This is a genomic window from Pseudodesulfovibrio pelocollis, assembly GCF_030282845.1.
Taxonomy (GTDB): domain Bacteria; phylum Desulfobacterota; class Desulfovibrionia; order Desulfovibrionales; family Desulfovibrionaceae; genus Pseudodesulfovibrio; species Pseudodesulfovibrio pelocollis.
Window position 1 is genome coordinate 16,029 of the sequence record NZ_JASTWE010000017.1, and the last position, 17,545, is coordinate 33,573.

Consider the following 17,545-nt stretch of genomic DNA (forward strand, 5'->3'; position numbering starts at 1 on the left):
CGGACAGACCGGGGAGGGGACGTGGCCGACATTCTGGTGATAGACGACGACATCGAGGTCTGCGAAACCATGGAGAGCCTCATAGGAAGGCTCTCGCACGACTGCGACACGGCCCAGACCCTGAGCCGCGGGCTGTCCATGGCCCAGGGCAAGCCCTATGACGTGGTCTTTCTCGACGTGCGGCTGCCCGACGGGAACGGGCTGGATATCCTGCCCAGGCTCATGGCGCTCCCCAATCCGCCGGAGGTGATCATCCTCACCGGCCGGGGAGATCCTGACGGTGCGGAAATGGCCATCGAGGGCGGCGTGTGGGACTACCTGCTCAAACCGTCGAGCGTGCGCGAGATATCGCTCACCCTGGGCCGCGCCCTGAAGTATCGCGAAGAGAAGGCGGGCAAGTCCGAGATCGAGTCCCTCGACCTCTCGGACGTGGTGGGCAAGAGCCCGCTGATCAGGGCGAACTTCGAGCTGCTGGCCCAGGCCGCCCGCTCGGACACCAACGTGCTCATCACAGGCGAGACCGGCACGGGCAAGGAGCTTTTCGCCTCCACCATCCATGAGAACTCGCGCCGCCGGGGCGGCAAGTTCGTGGTGGTGGACTGCGCCGGACTGACCGAGACCCTGGTGGAATCCACTCTGTTCGGCCACCGCAAGGGCGCCTTCACCGGTGCCCAGGCGGACCGCATCGGGCTGGTCAAGCTGGCCGACAAGGGCACGCTCTTCCTCGACGAGGTGGGCGAGATGCCCCTGTCCATCCAGAAGGCGTTTTTGCGCGTGCTCCAGGAGCGCACCTTCCGCCCGGTGGGCGACACCAGGGAGCAGACAAGCGACTTCCGGCTGGTGGCGGCCACCAACCGCGACCTCGACGTCATGGTGGAAAAGGACCAGTTCCGCCCCGACCTGCTCTTTCGCATCAAGACCATGCGCATCCACCTGCCGCCGCTCTTCCAGCGGCCCGAGGACATCCGCGCCCTGGCCCTGTTCCAGGTGGAGCGCCTGTGCCGCCAGTACGGCATGGAGCGCAAGAGCTTCGGCTCCAACTTCTTTACCGTGCTCGAAAGCTACAGTTGGCCGGGCAACGTGCGCGAACTCTTCAACATCCTGGAGCGGGCCGTGATCGCTGCGGGCAACGAGAAGACCATCTACGCCATGCATCTGCCGCGCGCCCTGCGCATCGAGGTGGCCAAGGCGCAGATCAAGCGCATGACCGGCTCGGAGGTGGTGGCAGAGAAAAGCACGGGGCTGGTGGACGGCATGGCTGTCCGAAAAATCGGACAGGAGATTTTCGAGGACATCTTCGATCAGGCGCTGCCCTCCCTGCGCGAGTTCAAGAGCGCGGCGGAAAAGGTCTACCTGGGCGAATTGATTCGCCAGTGCGGCGGCGATCTGGCACAGATTCTGGATGTGTCCGGGCTGTCGCGGTCCCATTTCTATTCCCTGCTCAAGAAATACGGGCTGTCCCTCTGATGGGCTGGGGAAAAAGCGGGCGAATTTTGCGTCATGTGCCGGAAGGAAGTCGGCTGAAGGCCGGTTGGCCCCAATTATTTTAGTGGGCGGGGCTATTTTGGGCTTCCTTTCATTTCGTCATGTGTGTATGGAGGGCTAATACTTTTGTGTTCCGTGCACGGAAACCATTTTCTTAAACATAGGAGAGACAGATGACCAAAGCAGAACTTGTTGCCAAAATCGCTGAGAAGAACGGCACCTCCAAGGCTCAGGCCGAGGCGTCCATGAATGCCATTCTCGAAGTCATCCAGGCTGAGCTTGCCGCAGGAAACAAGCTGACCCTGACCGGGTTCGGCACCTTCAGCGTCAGTGAGCGCAAGGCCCGCACCGGCCGCAACCCCCGCACCGGCGCGGACATCAAGATCCCCGCCTGCAAGGTTGCCCAGTTCAAGCCCGGCAAGGTTCTGAAGGAAGCTGTTAAGTAGTTCGCGTTCGCGCTGTTGTTGAGGGAGCCCCCCCGGTCGCCGGGGGGGCTCCCTTTTTTCCTGCCCGATCTGGACTGCTAGCGGACACTTGGTTTTCAAAAGCCGGGTCACTTGGTTTTCAAATCTGGTTAACAAAAACAAGGCCCCAACTCGTGAGGCCCATGTTGTGGCTACCTGCGGACGATCTCCTCGGCTTCTTGGCGCGGCGGGGGTGAAGCCGGTGGCTTGGCCAAGCTCCTCTCGGCCTTGATAATCCTATAAATTGTCTGCCTTGACAGGTTGTATTTGTGGGACAGTTCTTGGGTGTTTTCCCCATTGAACTCCATGGCGATCTGCCTGTTTCTGGCCTCAATACGACCAAGCTTGTTCATCGGTATGTAGAGAATCTGACCACCCCAGTCTTCGGCCAGATAGTTGGCGATAGTGGTACCCAGTTCTTCAGCCTCATCCTCATCCAGGCCAAAATTTTGAGCAGCGACATATGACACCTTGTCAGCGAGATCGTGGAGCAGTTCGGTAGCGATGTGCCTTTCATCTTTCATGGAGGTCTGTCCTTATAGTCGTAATTCTGTCCGCCTCCCTGAACCACCTTGGCTTACTGTCCAAACCTCTGATCACTCGCTGGCGTATTGCCCAGTCTTCCAAAGATTCGAGCTCCGGGTCATAGCTTTCGAAATCCAAGGCAAAATGGAACTCTCGATCGATGGCATCATTGATCATGGCTTGTGTGCACTCCTCCTTCGTTTCACAGAAATCCATGGGGCAACCTGTCTGTCCTTTTTGAGGCGTAAAGCCGGTTTAAAATCCGTTTAACAGACCCTTCAAAAGCCAAACACGGGCAGATTATTCCGCCTGCTGTGAGGCCTCTGTGATGTCCGTCTGCAAAAGGATCATGACCTTCTGGAGTTCAAAGACGGTCGCGCTTTCGAGTCTGTTGAGGCCAGTCAACCGCTCCAGCTTCATTGCCGCATAGTCCCATGACACAGGCTCTCCCCACGCCGCTCCCAGTTCCTTCAGGAGCAACTCCATGCGTTTCAGGACCGGAACGGCTGGGTGGTTCGCGTCCTTCAGAGTGGCAGGCCTGCCATGCCTGTCTTTCCGAGCAGGCTTCTGCGGAGCACGCTGGCCGGGAACCACTTGGCTCAAGCGAGGAAAAGGAATGACAAGGCAGTTGTGTCCCTGCCTTGTCGATTCGCCTTTGCGGCAATGTTCTATGGGAAAGCGCAGAACGGTTTCCATGGCGTGGCTCCTAGAGTGTGCCGCCCAGGTCGGCCCAAGCCGTCTGAATGTGATCGAAGGTCATGCTCTGGCCGTCCTCGGTCATCATGCTGCTCATTTTCAGAACCTTGGTCAGGCCGCGCAGGGCTCCGGCCTGCTGGGCGATGGCCTTGCACAGCTCGTGGCTTTTGCGGCCCTTGATCTGCCATGCGGCCAGAAGCGCATCCACGTCACCGGCTGTGGGGCTGCCGAGCTTGACCCGATACCCCACGCGGCTGAAAAGCTGCGCGAAGTGAGCCTGACGGCTGCCGCCGGTGATCCGGGTGTACACGCTCTCGTTCCCCATGAGCGCCACGCCAACGCCGGTGGCGTCATACACGCTGCGGATGGCCTCAAGGCTGCTCACAGGCAGGTGCTGCGCTTCGTCCACGATCAGGAGCCCGCTGGTCTGGGCGATGCGCCCGACAATGGCGTTCTCCGTCTTGATGGCGCTGGGCTGCGCCTCGGAAATTCCCACGGCAAAGGCGACACGTTCAAGGCATGCCGCCACGGTGTTCATGGCCGGACTCATCGTCGCCAGCCATACATTGGGATAGCTGTCCTGATAGTAGCGGGCCGTGCACGTCTTGCCGACACCTGCACCGCCGTAGACCAGGGCCATGTCGCCTGCCCGCTGGGCGTATTTGAGGACGTTGACAATGTTCTTGGCCGTGGGCGTCGGCTCCCAATCCGGGACCGCGCACAACGCCCGTGTGTCGTTGCTTTCTTCCTGCACCGACATCAGCCACCGTTGCAACTCATCGGCAACGGCCTGATTGTCACCGGAGTACCTGCCGGAAAACCAAAGCGACAGCCGAGTGCTGCCTACCCCGGATTCCTTGGAAAGCTTGCTCTGGCTCATGTTCCGCCGCTTCATTTCTTCGCGCAGGGCCTCTTTCAGGCTGACATCGTCGCGCTGCTGTCTTTCCGCATCATTCATAGTGTTCCTCCAAGCTATGATTACGCTTCCTGGGCAAAGGGAAAGAATTCCTCTTCACCCATTTCATCAATTCTCTTCTGCCAGTTGCTTCTGAAGGCGCTGGCCTTGGAGGGATCGACCTTGTGGGAAAGGCGTTCCTCCACTTCCACCTGGGAAAGCACCGTGGTGCTTGTATGCGCGGTCGGATGAGGGGCGGCGGCATGCGAAATGTTGAACTGCCTATATTCCAGGTCGGTCATGCGCGTGGCGACCTTGGAGGCCTGCTTGATCATCTTGTGGCGCTGACGCTTCAGGCGGCTATGCTCTCTCGCCTCGTCCTTGTCGTTGAACGCGACCACAGGCATCCAGTCGGCGGTGCCAAGGCGTTCGCCGTCGAGATTGTAAATCTCGACCTGCTCGGAAAGGTTCTTGGGATTGAAGACCACCGCGACCTTCTCCCCATGCTCAACGGTGTCGAAATTCAAGGAGTAGCGGTGCTTGGCATCGCCCTTGCCGGCATTGATACGAACCGAGCCCTTGGAGACCGTGGCCACTTCCTGATCGCACAGCAGCATGCGGAGCAGTTGCTTCGAAGGCTTGCGGGCAGGCGATTTCTCGAAGCTCTCTGCGTAGATTTCGTTGTAGCTTCTGCCTTCGCAGCCTCGGCCAGTGCGCCCCTTCATGCCGTTGAACTCGGCTACCACGTGCTCCAGAATCTCCTTGAATTCGTCGTAGGGAATAGCCGTGGCCTTGGAGTGACCGCGATTCTTCAAGGTCGGCCATGTGCGCATGAGGCCGTGCAGACCGCTCTTGCCCTGGAACGCCCGCTCAATGGGCTTGACGCCGGGATTGCTCATTTCCTGGTCGGGATTGGTGAAGTGGACCATGACACCGGCATGCTGCAAAAGCCCAACCGGGTCGAAGGGGCTGACCTTGAACCGGTGGCGATGACGTGCCTTGCCGGTCAGAGCCTTGTTCGCAGCCGCCATGGTGTTGTCAATCCACAGGTCTGTCGGCAGCGTGTGCTTCAGCAGGTTGTACATGGCAAGCCGGAACATGTCGGCGTTCTCGGTCTTGGCCACTTCCCAGCTCAAAATCTTGCTTGAATACAAGTCCTGCATGAACCAGACGCTTGTCTGGTTCGATATCTCGCCGTCCCCGTAGTCCACATAGATGGAGTCAAATTTCAGGGCGTCACCATTGACTTCCCGGCCCGCAACGAAATGTTCGCGCGAACGTTCCTGATCCGGGTGGAGGCCGCGCAGGTCGCCGGTGCGCAGATAATAGATCACGGCCCAGCCGACCTCGCGCTTCATGCGGCGGCTCAATGTCTTTTGAGACGGGATTTCCCAGGAAAATTCTTCCGCCAAGCGGCTTAACCTGCGGTAGGAAAGGGCGAAGGATGGCTGTTCCTTGCGAAGGTAGTCCTTCTTCAGCCACTCCCAGGCGGTTTCATCGCATGGGGCATACGTCACGCGGCCCCTGTAGTTGTCAACCAAGAAAGGCAGCCAGTCCTTGTTGTCTATGTCTTTCACTCCGCGCTTCCCGTCGCGCCCATAGTACCAATTGATCAAGTTGTGGATATTCTCGCCGCTTTCCTCGGCCACAACCTTGAACGCATTGGTTATGTTCATGCCAGCGCAATGCAGCTTCCAAACCTTCTGAAGCAGGTCGCACTTATAGCCAGCTTTTTCTTTTGCCTTGGTAGACTTGCGGGCAAATTCATCCCACGCGGCATCAATGAGGGCCTGCTCATGGACTGGCGTATTGCCGCCCGCAGGCCGGGGGGAGTGTCCAGCCTCCTCGCACAGAGCCACGGCGACTTCATTCCGGGAGCGTTCGTCCATGGAGGAATACCGCCACTCCTTGCCCCCGCCGCGACCTCCGGCGGCTTGGCCTGCCCAGGCCCCCTTGTCTGCACGCTTCAAGACCGCTGTGCGGGAAATGCCCAGCAGTCTCGCTATTTCAGCGGTCTTGAAGCTTTGGTTGTGCAGACGGGTCAGGTCCATGGATCACCTAATGCGAAACGGTGTCGGCAGGGTTGATGGCGTGGTCGGCTTCAGGAAGAAGCCGTTCGGGATAAACGCTGAAATGGTGCAGGAGGATGGCGAAACGGACATCCTGCCCCTGCCTGATGAACAGGTCCAGCCGGTCAGAGCAGACAACCGTGAGCAGGTCGAAAAGTTCCGCGACAGGAATCTGGTATGCGCTGGATATCGCGACAATCCCAGAGTTCAGATCAAGAGACAGGGACTGAACAACGTCCTCGACCATGGCAAACTGCCGGGTGCGGTACAACGCCTTGAAATGCTTTTCGTAATCTATGCCGAAGGCATGTCCGTTGATGGTGAGGATCGCGGCCCGGACCTCTTCGGCCAGCGGGTATTCTTCCTCTTCCTGCCGGTAGTGTTCGGCGGCGATCTCCATGAGCCTCTTGGCCGGGATGGTCATGCCGTCCCAAAACGGCTCCGGGAATACGTTGCCCTCGTGGTCCGCGTAGTCGCGCTCCACCTCTGTCCACCCTTCCAGCCTCGCCAGCTTGCGGATGCCCTTGACCGACACGCCAAGCGTTTCGGCAAGCCATTCCGTGGTGAAGTAGGGATACGGAACCCGCTCCTCATCCGATAACAAAGTCAAACGGCTGCTCATGATCAACGTCTCCTTTTATGAGTGTCCACAAGCTCGCTCTCCAGCTTCCGCAACTGGCGCGTGCGCTCTTTGCTCTCAAACTTGGCTTTGCCGTATTCATAAAGCAGGGCTTCTTCAGGAGTGAGCAGCTTGCAGCCGTGAAACTCGGCAAGCAGCCCCAGGGGCGCGAAGTTGCCAATGGCCAGCATGAAGACCTCGACCGCCATGAGCGGCGGGATATCGTCCGTGTCGTTGGGGGCAAGCCACTTGTCCAATATATTGGCGGTCAGAAGGCGGGTGCGGCCCGAGGTGATCTTGACGCCGCTTTGCCGGGCGATCTCGTTCATGCGGTCAACTAGCTGGGCGCGGGAAAGATGGGGGGCGGCGGAAGCCAATGCCGATTGCATGCAGGCCTTCAGCGCGGCGGTCAGGCCGCCAACATGCATCAGCGCAGAGGAACAGGTCTTTTGGCTTCCGCCGCCTGATTCGGAAAAAAGTGAGAGCTGGTAGCTGCTCATGCCCACGCCCCCGCGTTGAGAGCGTGCGCGGCCTGGGCAAAGGCATGGCGGTGGGAGCCGGAGAGGCCTGACGCGGACAACTTCGAGGCGGACGGAATCGAAGCTGTAAGGCTCGGCCTAGCGGCTCCCACCGCCAAATTCAATGAAATGTGTCCAGCGCTCTCGTGCATGGCCGTCCGCCCCTACAACTCCTGCTTCCCACGCGGGGCAAGCCGCTGCTCAAGCCAGAGGAGGAAGGACTCCTTCTCGTAGCCGACCTTGCGTCCCATCTTGAAGGACTGGGGGCCAAGGCCCTCCTTGTCCAACTTGATCAGGTTGCAGACGGTGAGCAGCCCGCCGGTAAGTTCCTCCACCCGCCTGCGGCAAAACAGCGGAGGCAGCTTTTCCTTGAGGGCAGCAAGCACACGGTCTTTGCAATAATCCTGGCTCATGAAGTCCGCCGTGGATCAGGTTTTGCCCAGTCAGCCTAGCCCGGATGCCCGTTGCGCCCGAACTAGGCCGTTGACTGGGCGGGGAGAGGCGGATAGGGTTTGTTCCAAGAATACAGTGGATCAGCCTCTTTTGGTTAGCTTTGAACCGATTTTGGGAAATTGTCAACCGATTATGATTATTTTCTCAAATATGGATATGTCATGTTCGAGACAATCGACTTGGTTTCTCTTGGAAAACGAATAAAGAAGCTCCGAGGCAAAGAGTCTCGAAGTAGCTTTGCCGAAAGTTTTTTTGTCGCGCCGAGTTCGTTAGCCCGCTGGGAGGCCGGAGAGAGCCAGCCTGATATTAGCTTCTTGATTCGTTTGGTGGGCTTTTACAACATTACGCTCGAATGGCTAATGACAGGAAAAGATGGGTTGCTAGAGGACGAGGCCAAGGGCAAGAGAGTTCCTGGCGAAGCACAATTTCGCTACTTAGATGACGAACAAAGAAAAACCAAAAACGAGAAACTTCCTAGCCAAGACAACTGTGTCTCTTTTGCTGCATATCGCGAGATAGAATGTGAATTGCGCGACCTCTACAAGGAAAACGCACGGCTTCTTAGGGAGAACTCTGACCTGAAGGTAGAAAACGAGCGACTATCTCATCAAGTTGCACAGGCATCAGATAAATCCTAGTAGATATGATTAGGTCTGTACATTAACTTTGACACTACAGTATGTTGCTGTACTATCTTTTGCTGGTTGCGACACGGTGATGAATCTCCCGGCCGTAACACGGCGCTTGCGCCGGAGTGCTATGCGGGGTTTCCGGACTCAGTCCGGGCAGGGAGGCCCCGTCAACCAACTCCTCATGAGCCCCGCTTCGGCGGGGCTCATCCCTTTCGGCCATGGCATAAGGTAATGGTTGCCAGCCCTGGTGGAGCCCTCCAAAACTGGTTAACAGTTCAAGGGCAGACATTCACCGGCCAGCCGCCCCGGCACCCACAACCCCCAAAGCCCGGCCCGACCAAAAGCCACGGCTAATCAACCTTTAAACGCCCCGTAACGGCTCCATCAATGATCATTCACAGGTTGACAAAGATTTGCAAACCAAGTGACCCAACGCCCAATTCCGATGTGGTTTACAAAACTTTTGAAGACTCATTGTCCTGCCCCTCAACCCAAAACGCCACCACCCCGAAAACCATGCGCCACAACGGTTCCCATCCCACTATGTCTCGGATAGATTCGCTTCATCCCGGTTCACAGTTCATTAGTAAACCTTGTGTCCCTTAGCATCTGGACGGCGTAGCGTTACGGAGGCATGGCCTCGGACCATTTCCCGCAAAACAGGGAAATCCGTTTTTTCGGATGGATGCTGTTGTTGTATTTTTTCCGCAAATGGCTATTGTATGAGAGTAGAGCCACCTTCAGGCGCGGCCATCTCCGGTTTCGACCCTGGCAGGAGAGTCCGTTTTTTCGGACCAGTTGGAGACCTCCCCGTGCACACCCGCCTTCCGCTCCGTGCTCAACATCCTGTCATGGCAAGACAAATGGTCAATCAGCTTTCTTGGCATGGAAGTTGATTAAGGTGATCCGGATTGTCCGGTCCCAATGAGACCGCACCCGCGGCATATTTCTGACAACAAAGCCTCAGAGGAGAACGACCCCATGTCCAAGATGAAAACCATGGACGGCAACACGGCTGCGGCCTGGGTTGCCTACGCCATGAGCGAGACGGCGGCCATTTATCCCATCACTCCCTCGTCCACCATGGGCGAGATCGCGGACGAGTGGGCCGCGCAGGGCCGCGAGAACATTTTCGGCCAGAAGGTGCGCATCCGCCAACTGCAATCCGAGGCGGGCGCGGCGGGCGCGGTGCACGGCGCACTGGCCGGCGGTGCCCTGACCTGCACCTTCACCGCGTCCCAGGGCCTCTTGCTCATGATCCCGAACATGTACAAGATTTCCGGCGAGCTGCTGCCCGGCGTCTTCCATGTTTCGGCCCGGGCCATCGCGGCCCACGCCCTGTCCATTTTCGGCGATCACCAGGATGTCATGGCCTGTCGCCAGACCGGGTTTGCCATGCTTGCCTCGGCCAGCGTCCAGGAGGTCATGGACCTCTCCCTGGTGGCCCATCTGGCCACGGTCGAAGCCAGCGTACCCTTCCTCAGCTTCTTTGACGGCTTCCGCACCTCCCACGAGGTCCAGAAGGTCGAGGTCATCGACTACGCGGACATGAGGCCGCTGCTGAACATGGACAAGGTGGCCGCCTTCCGCGCCCGGTCCATGAACCCCGAGCACCCGGACATCCGCGGCACGGCCCAGAACCCTGACATCTACTTCCAGGGCCGCGAGGCGGCCAATGCCTTCTACGACGCCATCCCGGGCATCGTGGAGGAGTACATGAACAAGGTCTCGGCCCTGACCGGCCGCAGCTACAAGCCCTTTGACTATGTGGGTGCGCCCGATGCCGAGCGCGTCATCATCGCCATGGGCTCCTCCTGCGAGGCCATCGAGGAAGTGGTCAACGCCCTGTGTGCGCGCGGCGAGAAGGTCGGCCTGATCAAGGTCCGGCTGTACCGCCCGTTCTCTGCCGAGCATTTCCTGTCCGTGCTGCCCGCCTCGGCCAAGACCGTGGCCGTGCTCGACCGCACCAAGGAGCCCGGTGCCCTGGGCGATCCGCTCTACCAGGACGTGCGCACCGTGTTCGGCGAGCAGGGCATGAACCTGACCGTGCTGGCCGGCCGCTACGGCCTCGGCTCCAAGGAATTCACCCCGGCCATGGTCCAGGCCGTGTACGCCAACATGGCCGCCGCCGAGCCCAGGCGCCACTTCATCGTGGGCATCGAGGACGACGTGACCAAGGCCTCCCTGGCCGTGCCCGCCGTGGCCGACACCACGCCCGAGGGCACCGTGCAGTGCAAGTTCTGGGGCCTTGGCGCGGACGGCACGGTTGGCGCCAACAAGCAGGCCATCAAGATCATCGGCGACAACACCGACCTCTACGCCCAGGGCTACTTTGCCTACGACTCCAAGAAGTCCGGCGGCATCACCATCTCCCACCTGCGCTTTGGCGAGAAGCCCATCCAGTCCACCTACCTGGTTTCGGCGGCCGACTACATCGCCTGCCACAACCCGAGCTACGTGCATCTGTACGACGTGCTCGACGGCATCAAGGACGGCGGCACCTTTGTCCTCAACTGCCCCTGGACCGCCGAGCAGATGGACGCCGAACTGCCTGCGGCCATGCGCCGGACCATCGCGCAGAAGGGGCTGAAGTTCTACACCGTGGACGCGGTGAAGATCGCGCAGCAGGTGGGCCTTGGCGGGCGCATCAACATGATCATGCAGACCGCCTTCTTCAAGCTGGCGGACGTCATTCCCTTTGAACAGGCCGTGGCCCTGCTGAAAGACGGCATCAAGAAGGCCTACGGCAAGAAGGGCGACAAGATCGTCAACATGAACAACGCCGCCGTGGACAGCGCTGTGGACGCCATCGTCGAGATCAGCGTGCCCGAGGCCTGGAAGACCCTGGCCGACGACGCCCAGGCCCCTCGCAACGAGCCGGAATACGTGAGCAAGGTCATGCGCCCGGTGCTGGCCCAGAAGGGCGACGGGCTGCCTGTCTCGGCCTTCAGCGTGGACGGCACCATGCCGGTGGCCACCTCGAAGTTCGAGAAGCGCGGCGTGGCCATCAACGTGCCTGAGTGGATCGCGGACAACTGCATCCAGTGCAACCAGTGCGCCTTTGTCTGTCCGCATTCGGCCCTGCGCTCGGTGCTGGCCACCGACGAGGAGCTTAAGGGCGCTCCGGCCACCTTCACCGTCCTCGAGGCCAAGGGCAAGGACGTCAAGGGGCTCCACTTCCGCCTTCAGGTCAGCACCCTCGACTGCCTGGGCTGCGGCAACTGCGTGGACATCTGCCCGTCCAAGGAAAAGGCCCTGGTCATGAAGCCCATCGCCACCCAGACGGGCGAGCAGGTGCCCAACTTCGACTTCTCCGAGACCATCACCTACAAGGACGCCTTCAAGCGCGACACGGTCAAGGGCAGCCAGTTCCGCCAGTCGCTCATGGAGTTCTCGGGCGCGTGCTCGGGCTGCGGCGAGACCCCTTACGTCAAGGTGCTGACCCAGCTCTTCGGCGAGCGCATGGTCATCGCCAACGCCACGGGCTGCACCTCCATCTGGGGTGCCAGCGCGCCCACCACGCCCTACTGCGTCAACGCCGACGGCCATGGCCCGGCCTGGGGTAACTCCCTGTTCGAGGACGCGGCCGAGTTCGGCTACGGCATCGACATGGCCGTGTCCCACCGCCGCGAGCATCTGGCCCGGCTGGCCGAAAAGGCCCTTGAGTCCGCTTCGGGCGAACTGAAGGAAGCGCTCTCCGGCTGGCTGGCCAACCGCGACGACGCCGAAGGTTCGAGCGAGTGGGGCGGCAGGCTCAAGGCCGCGCTCAAGAACGCGAGCGACCCGGTCCTGGCCGAAATCGCCTCCATGGCCGATCTGTTCACCAAGAAATCGGTCTGGATCTTCGGCGGCGACGGCTGGGCCTACGACATCGGCTACGGCGGCGTGGACCATGTCCTGGCGTCGGGCGAGGATGTCAACATCCTGGTCATGGACACCGAGGTGTACTCCAACACCGGCGGCCAGTCCTCCAAGGCCACGCCCCTTGGCTCCATCGCCAAGTTCGCGGCTGCGGGCAAGACCACGGGCAAGAAGGACCTGGGCCGCATGGCCATGACCTACGGCTACGTGTATGTGGCCCAGGTGGCCATGGGCGCGGACAAGCAGCAGATGCTCAAGGCCTTCCGCGAGGCCGAGGCCTACAAGGGCCCCTCGCTGATCATCGCCTACGCGCCGTGCATCAACCAGGGCATCAAGAAGGGCATGGGCAAGACCCAGTACGAGCAGAAGCTGGCCGTCGATTCCGGCTACTGGCCGCTCTACCGCTACAACCCCACCCTGGCGGACGAGGGCAAGAACCCGTTCGTCCTCGAATCCAAGGCCCCTGACGGAACGTTGCAGGAGTTCCTTTCCGGCGAAAACCGCTACGCCATGCTGGAGAAGTTCCATCCCGAGGTCTCCAAGGCGTTCCGGGCAAAAATAGAGAAGGACTACGCCACGCGTTACGCGATCCTGAGCCACATGGCCGAAGCCGACTTCAGCGCCGCCGCCGACGGGGCCCAGGCTGAGGTGAAGGCGTGCGACGCGGGTGTGTCGGCCGAAAGCCCCGGCTCCGGTGAGCCGTGCGACGACGGCAGATAGCGTTTGAGGTTTGCGCGGGGTGCGGGTTTTTGCGGAGGCTCTGCCTGATCCGCATCCCGCGCGCATTGAAAACACGGCAGCGTGGTTGCGCCGGTTTTTCACCACTTAATGAGGAGTAGGGTACGATGTACACGTTAATGGCACTGGCACCGATTCTTACGGTGTTCTTCTTCCTGGTAATTCTTCGCTGGCCTGCCAAAAAGGCCATGCCCCTGGCCCTGATCGTGGCCGCAGGCCTGGCCTACTTTGTCTGGCAGGTCTCCGGTGCGGTCATCGGCGCTTCCATCATCCAGGGTCTCGCGATCACTATCGCCATCCTCTGGATCGTCTTTGGCGCCCTCCTGATGCTCAACACCCTGACCAACAGCGGAGCCATTGCGGCCATCCGCGCCGGGTTCATGGACATCACCCCGGACCGTCGAATCCAGGCCATGATCATCGCCTGGTGCTTCGGCGCCTTCATCGAGGGCGCGGCCGGTTTCGGCACCCCGGCGGCGGTCTGCGCGCCGCTGCTCATGGCCCTGGGCTTCCCGGCCATGGCCTCGGTCACCGTGGCCCTGATCATCCAGTCCACCCCGGTCACCTTCGGCGCGGTGGGCACCCCGGTGCTGCTGGGCGTGCGCACCGGCCTGGACAACCCCATCGTCCACGACCTGCTGGGCAAAAACGGCATCGCCTTCATGGACTACATCTACGAGATCGGTGCCACCGCCGCCATCATGCACGGCATCATCGGCATCCTGATCCCGGTCTTCCTGTCGGTCATGCTGACCCGCTTCTTCTGCAAGGAGAAGTCCATCGCCCGGGGTCTTGAGGCCCTGCCGTTCGGCATCTTCGCCGGTCTGGCCTTCACCGTTCCCTACATGCTGGTGGCCTGGTTCCTCGGCCCCGAGTTCCCGTCCCTGATCGGCGGTCTCGTCGGTCTGGCCCTGGTTGTCACCGCTGCCAAGAACAACTTCCTGACCCCCAAGAACACCTGGGACTTCGACGATCGTTCCGAGTGGCCCTCCACCTGGATGGGCACCTGGGAGCCCAAGTTCGCCAAGGCCCCCGAGCACATGACCCTGGTCAAGGCCTGGGCTCCCTACGTCCTGGTCGGCCTGTTCCTGGTCATGTCCCGCAAGATCGACTGGATCAAGGGCGCCCTGACCTCGGTCAAGATTCCCATCAACAACATCTTCGACACCGGTATCGGCTACGTCATCGACCCCCTGTACATTCCCGGCTTCATCTTCGTCTGCGCCGTCATCTGCGCCTTCTTCATCCAGCAGATGAAGGTCAAGGACCTCACGGACGCGGCCAAGCAGTCCCTGAAGACCACGGTGCAGGCATCCTTCGCCCTTGGATTCGCCATCCCCATGGTGCGCGTGTTCATCAACTCCGGCGAGAAGTTCAACGCCTCGGGCCTGACCTCCATGCCCCTTGAGCTGGCCAACGGCGTGGCCGCACTGGCGGGCGGCGCCTGGACCAGCTTTGCCTCGGTCATCGGCGCGCTGGGCGCCTTCATCGCAGGGTCCAACACCGTGTCCAACATGATGTTCTCCCTGTTCCAGTTCGGCGTCGCCTCCCAGATCGACGTGCCCCAGTCCGTCATCGTGGCCCTGCAGGCCGTGGGCGGCGCTGCCGGCAACATGATCACCGTCCACAACGTCGTGGCCGCGGCCGCCGTGGTGGGTCTGATGGACCGCGAGGGCGAGATCATCCGCAAGACTCTCATCCCCCTGACCTACTATCTGGTCTTTGCCGCCATTATCGGCACGGTCATGATCGCCTCTGGTTGGGGCACGGTCCTCAAGTAACCGTGTCTCTTCGACGCACGACGACACACCGGGAGGGGAGGCCATCCTCCCCTCCCGCCACCACCAAGATTTTTCAAGGAGATACGGAAATGGGTACCGACAAGCTCATCAAGGATTTCGAGGCCGCCGTCGGCGCGGACAACGTCATGACCAGCGAGACCGACCGTCACGCCTATTCCTATGATGCGGCGGTGCTCGATTCCGTCATGCCCGCCCTGGTCGTCAGGCCCACCACCAGCGAGGCGCTGGGCAAGGCCACCAAATTGTGCAACGACAACGGCCTGCCGCTGACCGTGCGCGGTGCCGGAACCAATCTTTCGGGCGGCACCATCCCCCACCCGGGCGGGGTGGTGGTCCTGACCAACGGCCTGAGTCGAATCCTCGAAATCAACGAGGAGGACATGTACGCCGTGGTCGAGCCGGGCGTGATCACGGCCAAGTTCGCGGCCGAGGCGGCCAAGCGCGGCCTGTTCTATCCGCCGGACCCGGGCAGCCAGACCGTCTCCACCCTGGGCGGCAACGTGGCCGAGAACGCGGGCGGCCTGCGCGGCCTGAAGTACGGCGTGACCAAGGACTACGTCATGGGCGTGGACTTCTGGGACGTCAACGGCGAGCTGGTCAAGTCCGGCTCGCGCACGGTCAAGTGTGTCACCGGCTACAACCTGACCGGGCTCATGATCGCCTCCGAGGGCACGCTGGGCGTCTTTGACAGGATCATCCTCAAGCTCATTCCCCCGGCCCAGGCGGCCAAGTCCATGATGGCCATCTTCCCGTCCATGAAGGCCGCCTCCGAGACCGTGGCCGCCATCATCGCCAACAAGATCGTGCCCGCCACCCTTGAGATGATGGACAACTTCACCATCCGCACCGTGGAGAACTTCCGGGGCGCGGGCCTGCCCGTGGATGCGGCGGCCCTGCTGCTCATCGAGGTGGACGGCCATCCCGGACAGGTGGCCGACGAGGCCGCCAAGGTGGAGGAGATATGCAGGAAGAACGGCGCCACCGAACTGAAGGTGGCCAAGGACGCGGCCGAGCGCGACGCGGTCTGGCAGGCGAGGCGCGACGCGCTGCCCGCCCTGGCCAAGCTCAGGCCCACTTGCGTGCTTGAGGACGCCACGGTGCCGCGCTCCAAGATTCCGGCCATGATCGAGGCCCTGGGCGAGATCAGCAAAAAGTACGACCTGACCATCGGCACCTTCGGCCATGCGGGCGACGGCAACCTGCACCCGACCATCCTCACCGACAAGCGCGACAAGAAGGAGTGGGAGCGGGTGGAGCACGCCATCGACGAGATATTCGAGCGCGCCCTGGCCCTGGGCGGCACCCTGTCCGGCGAGCACGGCATCGGCATGGCCAAATCCAAGTACCTGGAGCAGGAGACATCTCGCGCCACCATCGAATATTCCCGCCGCATGAAGTCCGTGCTCGATCCCAAGGGCATCCTCAATCCCGGCAAGATCATCGGCCTGAAGTCCGAAGGGTAGGGGGAGTCATGGCAGACATTCACAAGCTTGCCAAAATGTTCAAGGAGCTGGACGACCAGCTGGTCAGCTGCATGCGTTGCGGCATGTGCCAGGCGGTCTGTCCCATCTTCGCCCAGACCGGGCGCGAGGCGGACGTCACCCGGGGCAAGCTCGCCCTGCTCGACGGCCTGGCCAACGAGATGCTCACCGATGCCGAGGGCGTCAACGAGAAGCTCAACCGCTGCCTGATGTGCGGCACCTGCCAGTCCAACTGTCCCAGCGGCGTGAAGGTCATGGACATCTTCCTCAAGGCCCGGGCCATCATGACCGGCTACTTCGGCCTCTCGGCCGCCAAGCGCGCCATCTTCCGGGGCATGCTCAAGAACCCGAGGCTGTTCAACGCGCTGACCGACATGGGCTCGAAGTTCCAGGGGCTGTTTACCAAGAAGGTGGACGACATGCTCGGCTCGTCCTGCGCCCGGTTCAACGCGCCCATCGTCGGCGACCGCCACTTCCGCACCCTGGCCGAGAAGCCGCTGCACAAGGTGGTGCCCGAGCTGAACACCCCGGCGGGCAAGAGCGGCATCCGGGTCGCCCTGTATGTGGGCTGCGTCATCGACAAGATGTTCCCCAGCGTGGGGCTGTCCATCCTCAAGGTGCTGGAGCGCCACGGCGTGGGCGTGTTCATGCCGAGCGGGCAGGCCTGCTGCGGCATCCCGGCCCTCTCCAGCGGCGACACCGATACCTTTGACTCCCTGGTGGGCATCAACATGGAGCGGTTCGGCGAGGGCGAGTTCGACTACCTCGTCACCGGCTGCGCCACCTGCACCTCCACCATCAAGGAGCTGTGGCCGCGCATGTACCAGGGGCCCTCGGCCCTCAAGTACGACATCGCCGCTCTGGAACGGAAAACCATGGACATCAGCCAGTTCCTGGTGGATATATTGAAACTTGAGCCCAAGGATTCGGCTGGCGGCCGTACCGTGACCTATCACGATCCCTGCCACCTCAAGAACTCCCTTGGCATCACCGCCCAGCCGCGCACCATGATCAAGGCCGCGGGCTGCTCCTTCAAGGAGATGAATGAGGCGGGCGTGTGCTGCGGCTGCGGCGGCAGCTTCAACATCGCCCACTACGAGATGTCCAGGCAGATCGGCGGACGCAAGGCGGAGAACATCGTCGCCTCGGGCGCGGACACGGTGGCCACCAGCTGCCCGGCCTGCATGCTCCAGATCACGGACATGCTCTCGCGCAAGAAGGCCGGAGTGAACGTCAAGCACGTCATCGAGCTTTATGCCGACGGCTGCTGATCAGTCGGTGGCGGAGGGCGGTGGCGCAGGCCGACG

At 61.2% G+C, this 17,545-nt stretch carries 14 protein-coding genes; 7 read left to right on the forward strand and 7 right to left on the reverse strand.

The features are described from left to right. Positions 1–21 precede the first annotated feature (21 nt). Entirely contained in the window at positions 22–1,467 is a 1,446-nt protein-coding gene (locus tag QQS14_RS07770; protein WP_285906409.1) for a sigma-54-dependent transcriptional regulator, read from the forward strand. A gap of 191 nt (positions 1,468–1,658) precedes the next feature. Beyond that, positions 1,659–1,931 (forward strand): HU family DNA-binding protein, encoded by a 273-nt coding sequence (locus QQS14_RS07775; RefSeq protein ID WP_155934674.1) that lies wholly within the window; start codon positions 1,659–1,661, stop codon positions 1,929–1,931. A gap of 170 nt (positions 1,932–2,101) precedes the next feature. Here QQS14_RS07775 and QQS14_RS07780 read toward each other — a convergent pair whose 3' ends face one another. The 7 genes from QQS14_RS07780 to QQS14_RS07810 form a co-directional block, all read right to left on the reverse strand. Next, positions 2,102–2,473 (reverse strand): Mor transcription activator family protein, encoded by a 372-nt coding sequence (locus QQS14_RS07780; protein ID WP_285906410.1) that lies wholly within the window; start codon positions 2,471–2,473, stop codon positions 2,102–2,104. Between the two features lie 301 nt (positions 2,474–2,774). After that, entirely contained in the window at positions 2,775–3,170 is a 396-nt protein-coding gene (locus tag QQS14_RS07785; protein ID WP_285906411.1) for a hypothetical protein, read from the reverse strand. Between the two features lie 10 nt (positions 3,171–3,180). Beyond that, entirely contained in the window at positions 3,181–4,128 is a 948-nt protein-coding gene (locus tag QQS14_RS07790; RefSeq protein WP_285906412.1) for an AAA family ATPase, read from the reverse strand. 20 nt (positions 4,129–4,148) lie between these two features. Beyond that, positions 4,149–6,116, reverse strand: a complete 1,968-nt coding sequence (locus QQS14_RS07795; RefSeq protein WP_285906413.1) for a transposase domain-containing protein — start codon at positions 6,114–6,116, stop codon at positions 4,149–4,151. A 7-nt stretch (positions 6,117–6,123) separates the two neighbouring features. Further along, complete coding sequence (locus tag QQS14_RS07800; protein WP_285906414.1) at positions 6,124–6,756, reverse strand: hypothetical protein; 633 nt, start codon at positions 6,754–6,756, stop codon at positions 6,124–6,126. A gap of 2 nt (positions 6,757–6,758) precedes the next feature. Continuing rightward, a complete protein-coding gene (locus tag QQS14_RS07805) occupies positions 6,759–7,253 on the reverse strand; it encodes a hypothetical protein (protein ID WP_285906415.1) in 495 nt (164 codons plus the stop codon). A 182-nt stretch (positions 7,254–7,435) separates the two neighbouring features. Beyond that, positions 7,436–7,684 carry a hypothetical protein gene (locus QQS14_RS07810; RefSeq protein WP_285906416.1) on the reverse strand — a complete coding sequence of 83 codons (249 nt, stop codon included), beginning with the start codon at positions 7,682–7,684 and terminating at the stop codon, positions 7,436–7,438. Positions 7,685–7,885: 201 nt separating this feature from the next. Between QQS14_RS07810 and QQS14_RS07815 the strand changes: the two genes are divergently transcribed. The 5 genes from QQS14_RS07815 (at position 7,886) to QQS14_RS07835 (ending at position 17,509) form a co-directional block, all read left to right on the forward strand. Beyond that, on the forward strand, positions 7,886–8,362 hold the full coding sequence (locus tag QQS14_RS07815; protein WP_285906417.1) for a helix-turn-helix domain-containing protein: 477 nt from the start codon (positions 7,886–7,888) through the stop codon (positions 8,360–8,362). A gap of 975 nt (positions 8,363–9,337) precedes the next feature. Continuing rightward, complete coding sequence (gene nifJ, locus QQS14_RS07820; RefSeq protein ID WP_285906418.1) at positions 9,338–12,937, forward strand: pyruvate:ferredoxin (flavodoxin) oxidoreductase; 3,600 nt, start codon at positions 9,338–9,340, stop codon at positions 12,935–12,937. A 125-nt stretch (positions 12,938–13,062) separates the two neighbouring features. After that, on the forward strand, positions 13,063–14,736 hold the full coding sequence (locus QQS14_RS07825; protein WP_285906419.1) for an L-lactate permease: 1,674 nt from the start codon (positions 13,063–13,065) through the stop codon (positions 14,734–14,736). A gap of 89 nt (positions 14,737–14,825) precedes the next feature. Continuing rightward, the gene (locus tag QQS14_RS07830; protein WP_285906420.1) at positions 14,826–16,220 is read left to right on the forward strand and encodes an FAD-binding oxidoreductase; all 1,395 of its coding nucleotides are present in this window, start codon (positions 14,826–14,828) and stop codon (positions 16,218–16,220) included. 8 nt (positions 16,221–16,228) lie between these two features. Then, positions 16,229–17,509: a (Fe-S)-binding protein gene (locus QQS14_RS07835; RefSeq protein WP_285906421.1), complete on the forward strand. Its 1,281-nt coding sequence runs from the start codon at positions 16,229–16,231 to the stop codon at positions 17,507–17,509. The last annotated feature ends 36 nt before the right edge of the window (positions 17,510–17,545 follow it).

What these genes read in the sequence shown, in the direction of transcription:
- nifJ (WP_285906418.1), top strand. Translation starts at nt 9,338, where the DNA reads ATGTCCAAGATGAAAACCATGGACGGCAACACGGCTGCGGCCTGGGTT.
- QQS14_RS07825 (WP_285906419.1), top strand. Translation starts at nt 13,063, where the DNA reads ATGTACACGTTAATGGCACTGGCACCGATTCTTACGGTGTTCTTCTTC.
- QQS14_RS07780 (WP_285906410.1), bottom strand. Translation starts at nt 2,473, where the DNA reads ATGAAAGATGAAAGGCACATCGCTACCGAACTGCTCCACGATCTCGCT.
- QQS14_RS07800 (WP_285906414.1), bottom strand. Translation starts at nt 6,756, where the DNA reads ATGAGCAGCCGTTTGACTTTGTTATCGGATGAGGAGCGGGTTCCGTAT.
- QQS14_RS07775 (WP_155934674.1), top strand. Translation starts at nt 1,659, where the DNA reads ATGACCAAAGCAGAACTTGTTGCCAAAATCGCTGAGAAGAACGGCACC.
- QQS14_RS07785 (WP_285906411.1), bottom strand. Translation starts at nt 3,170, where the DNA reads ATGGAAACCGTTCTGCGCTTTCCCATAGAACATTGCCGCAAAGGCGAA.
- QQS14_RS07810 (WP_285906416.1), bottom strand. Translation starts at nt 7,684, where the DNA reads ATGAGCCAGGATTATTGCAAAGACCGTGTGCTTGCTGCCCTCAAGGAA.
- QQS14_RS07790 (WP_285906412.1), bottom strand. Translation starts at nt 4,128, where the DNA reads ATGAATGATGCGGAAAGACAGCAGCGCGACGATGTCAGCCTGAAAGAG.
- QQS14_RS07830 (WP_285906420.1), top strand. Translation starts at nt 14,826, where the DNA reads ATGGGTACCGACAAGCTCATCAAGGATTTCGAGGCCGCCGTCGGCGCG.
- QQS14_RS07805 (WP_285906415.1), bottom strand. Translation starts at nt 7,253, where the DNA reads ATGAGCAGCTACCAGCTCTCACTTTTTTCCGAATCAGGCGGCGGAAGC.
- QQS14_RS07815 (WP_285906417.1), top strand. Translation starts at nt 7,886, where the DNA reads ATGTTCGAGACAATCGACTTGGTTTCTCTTGGAAAACGAATAAAGAAG.
- QQS14_RS07795 (WP_285906413.1), bottom strand. Translation starts at nt 6,116, where the DNA reads ATGGACCTGACCCGTCTGCACAACCAAAGCTTCAAGACCGCTGAAATA.
- QQS14_RS07835 (WP_285906421.1), top strand. Translation starts at nt 16,229, where the DNA reads ATGGCAGACATTCACAAGCTTGCCAAAATGTTCAAGGAGCTGGACGAC.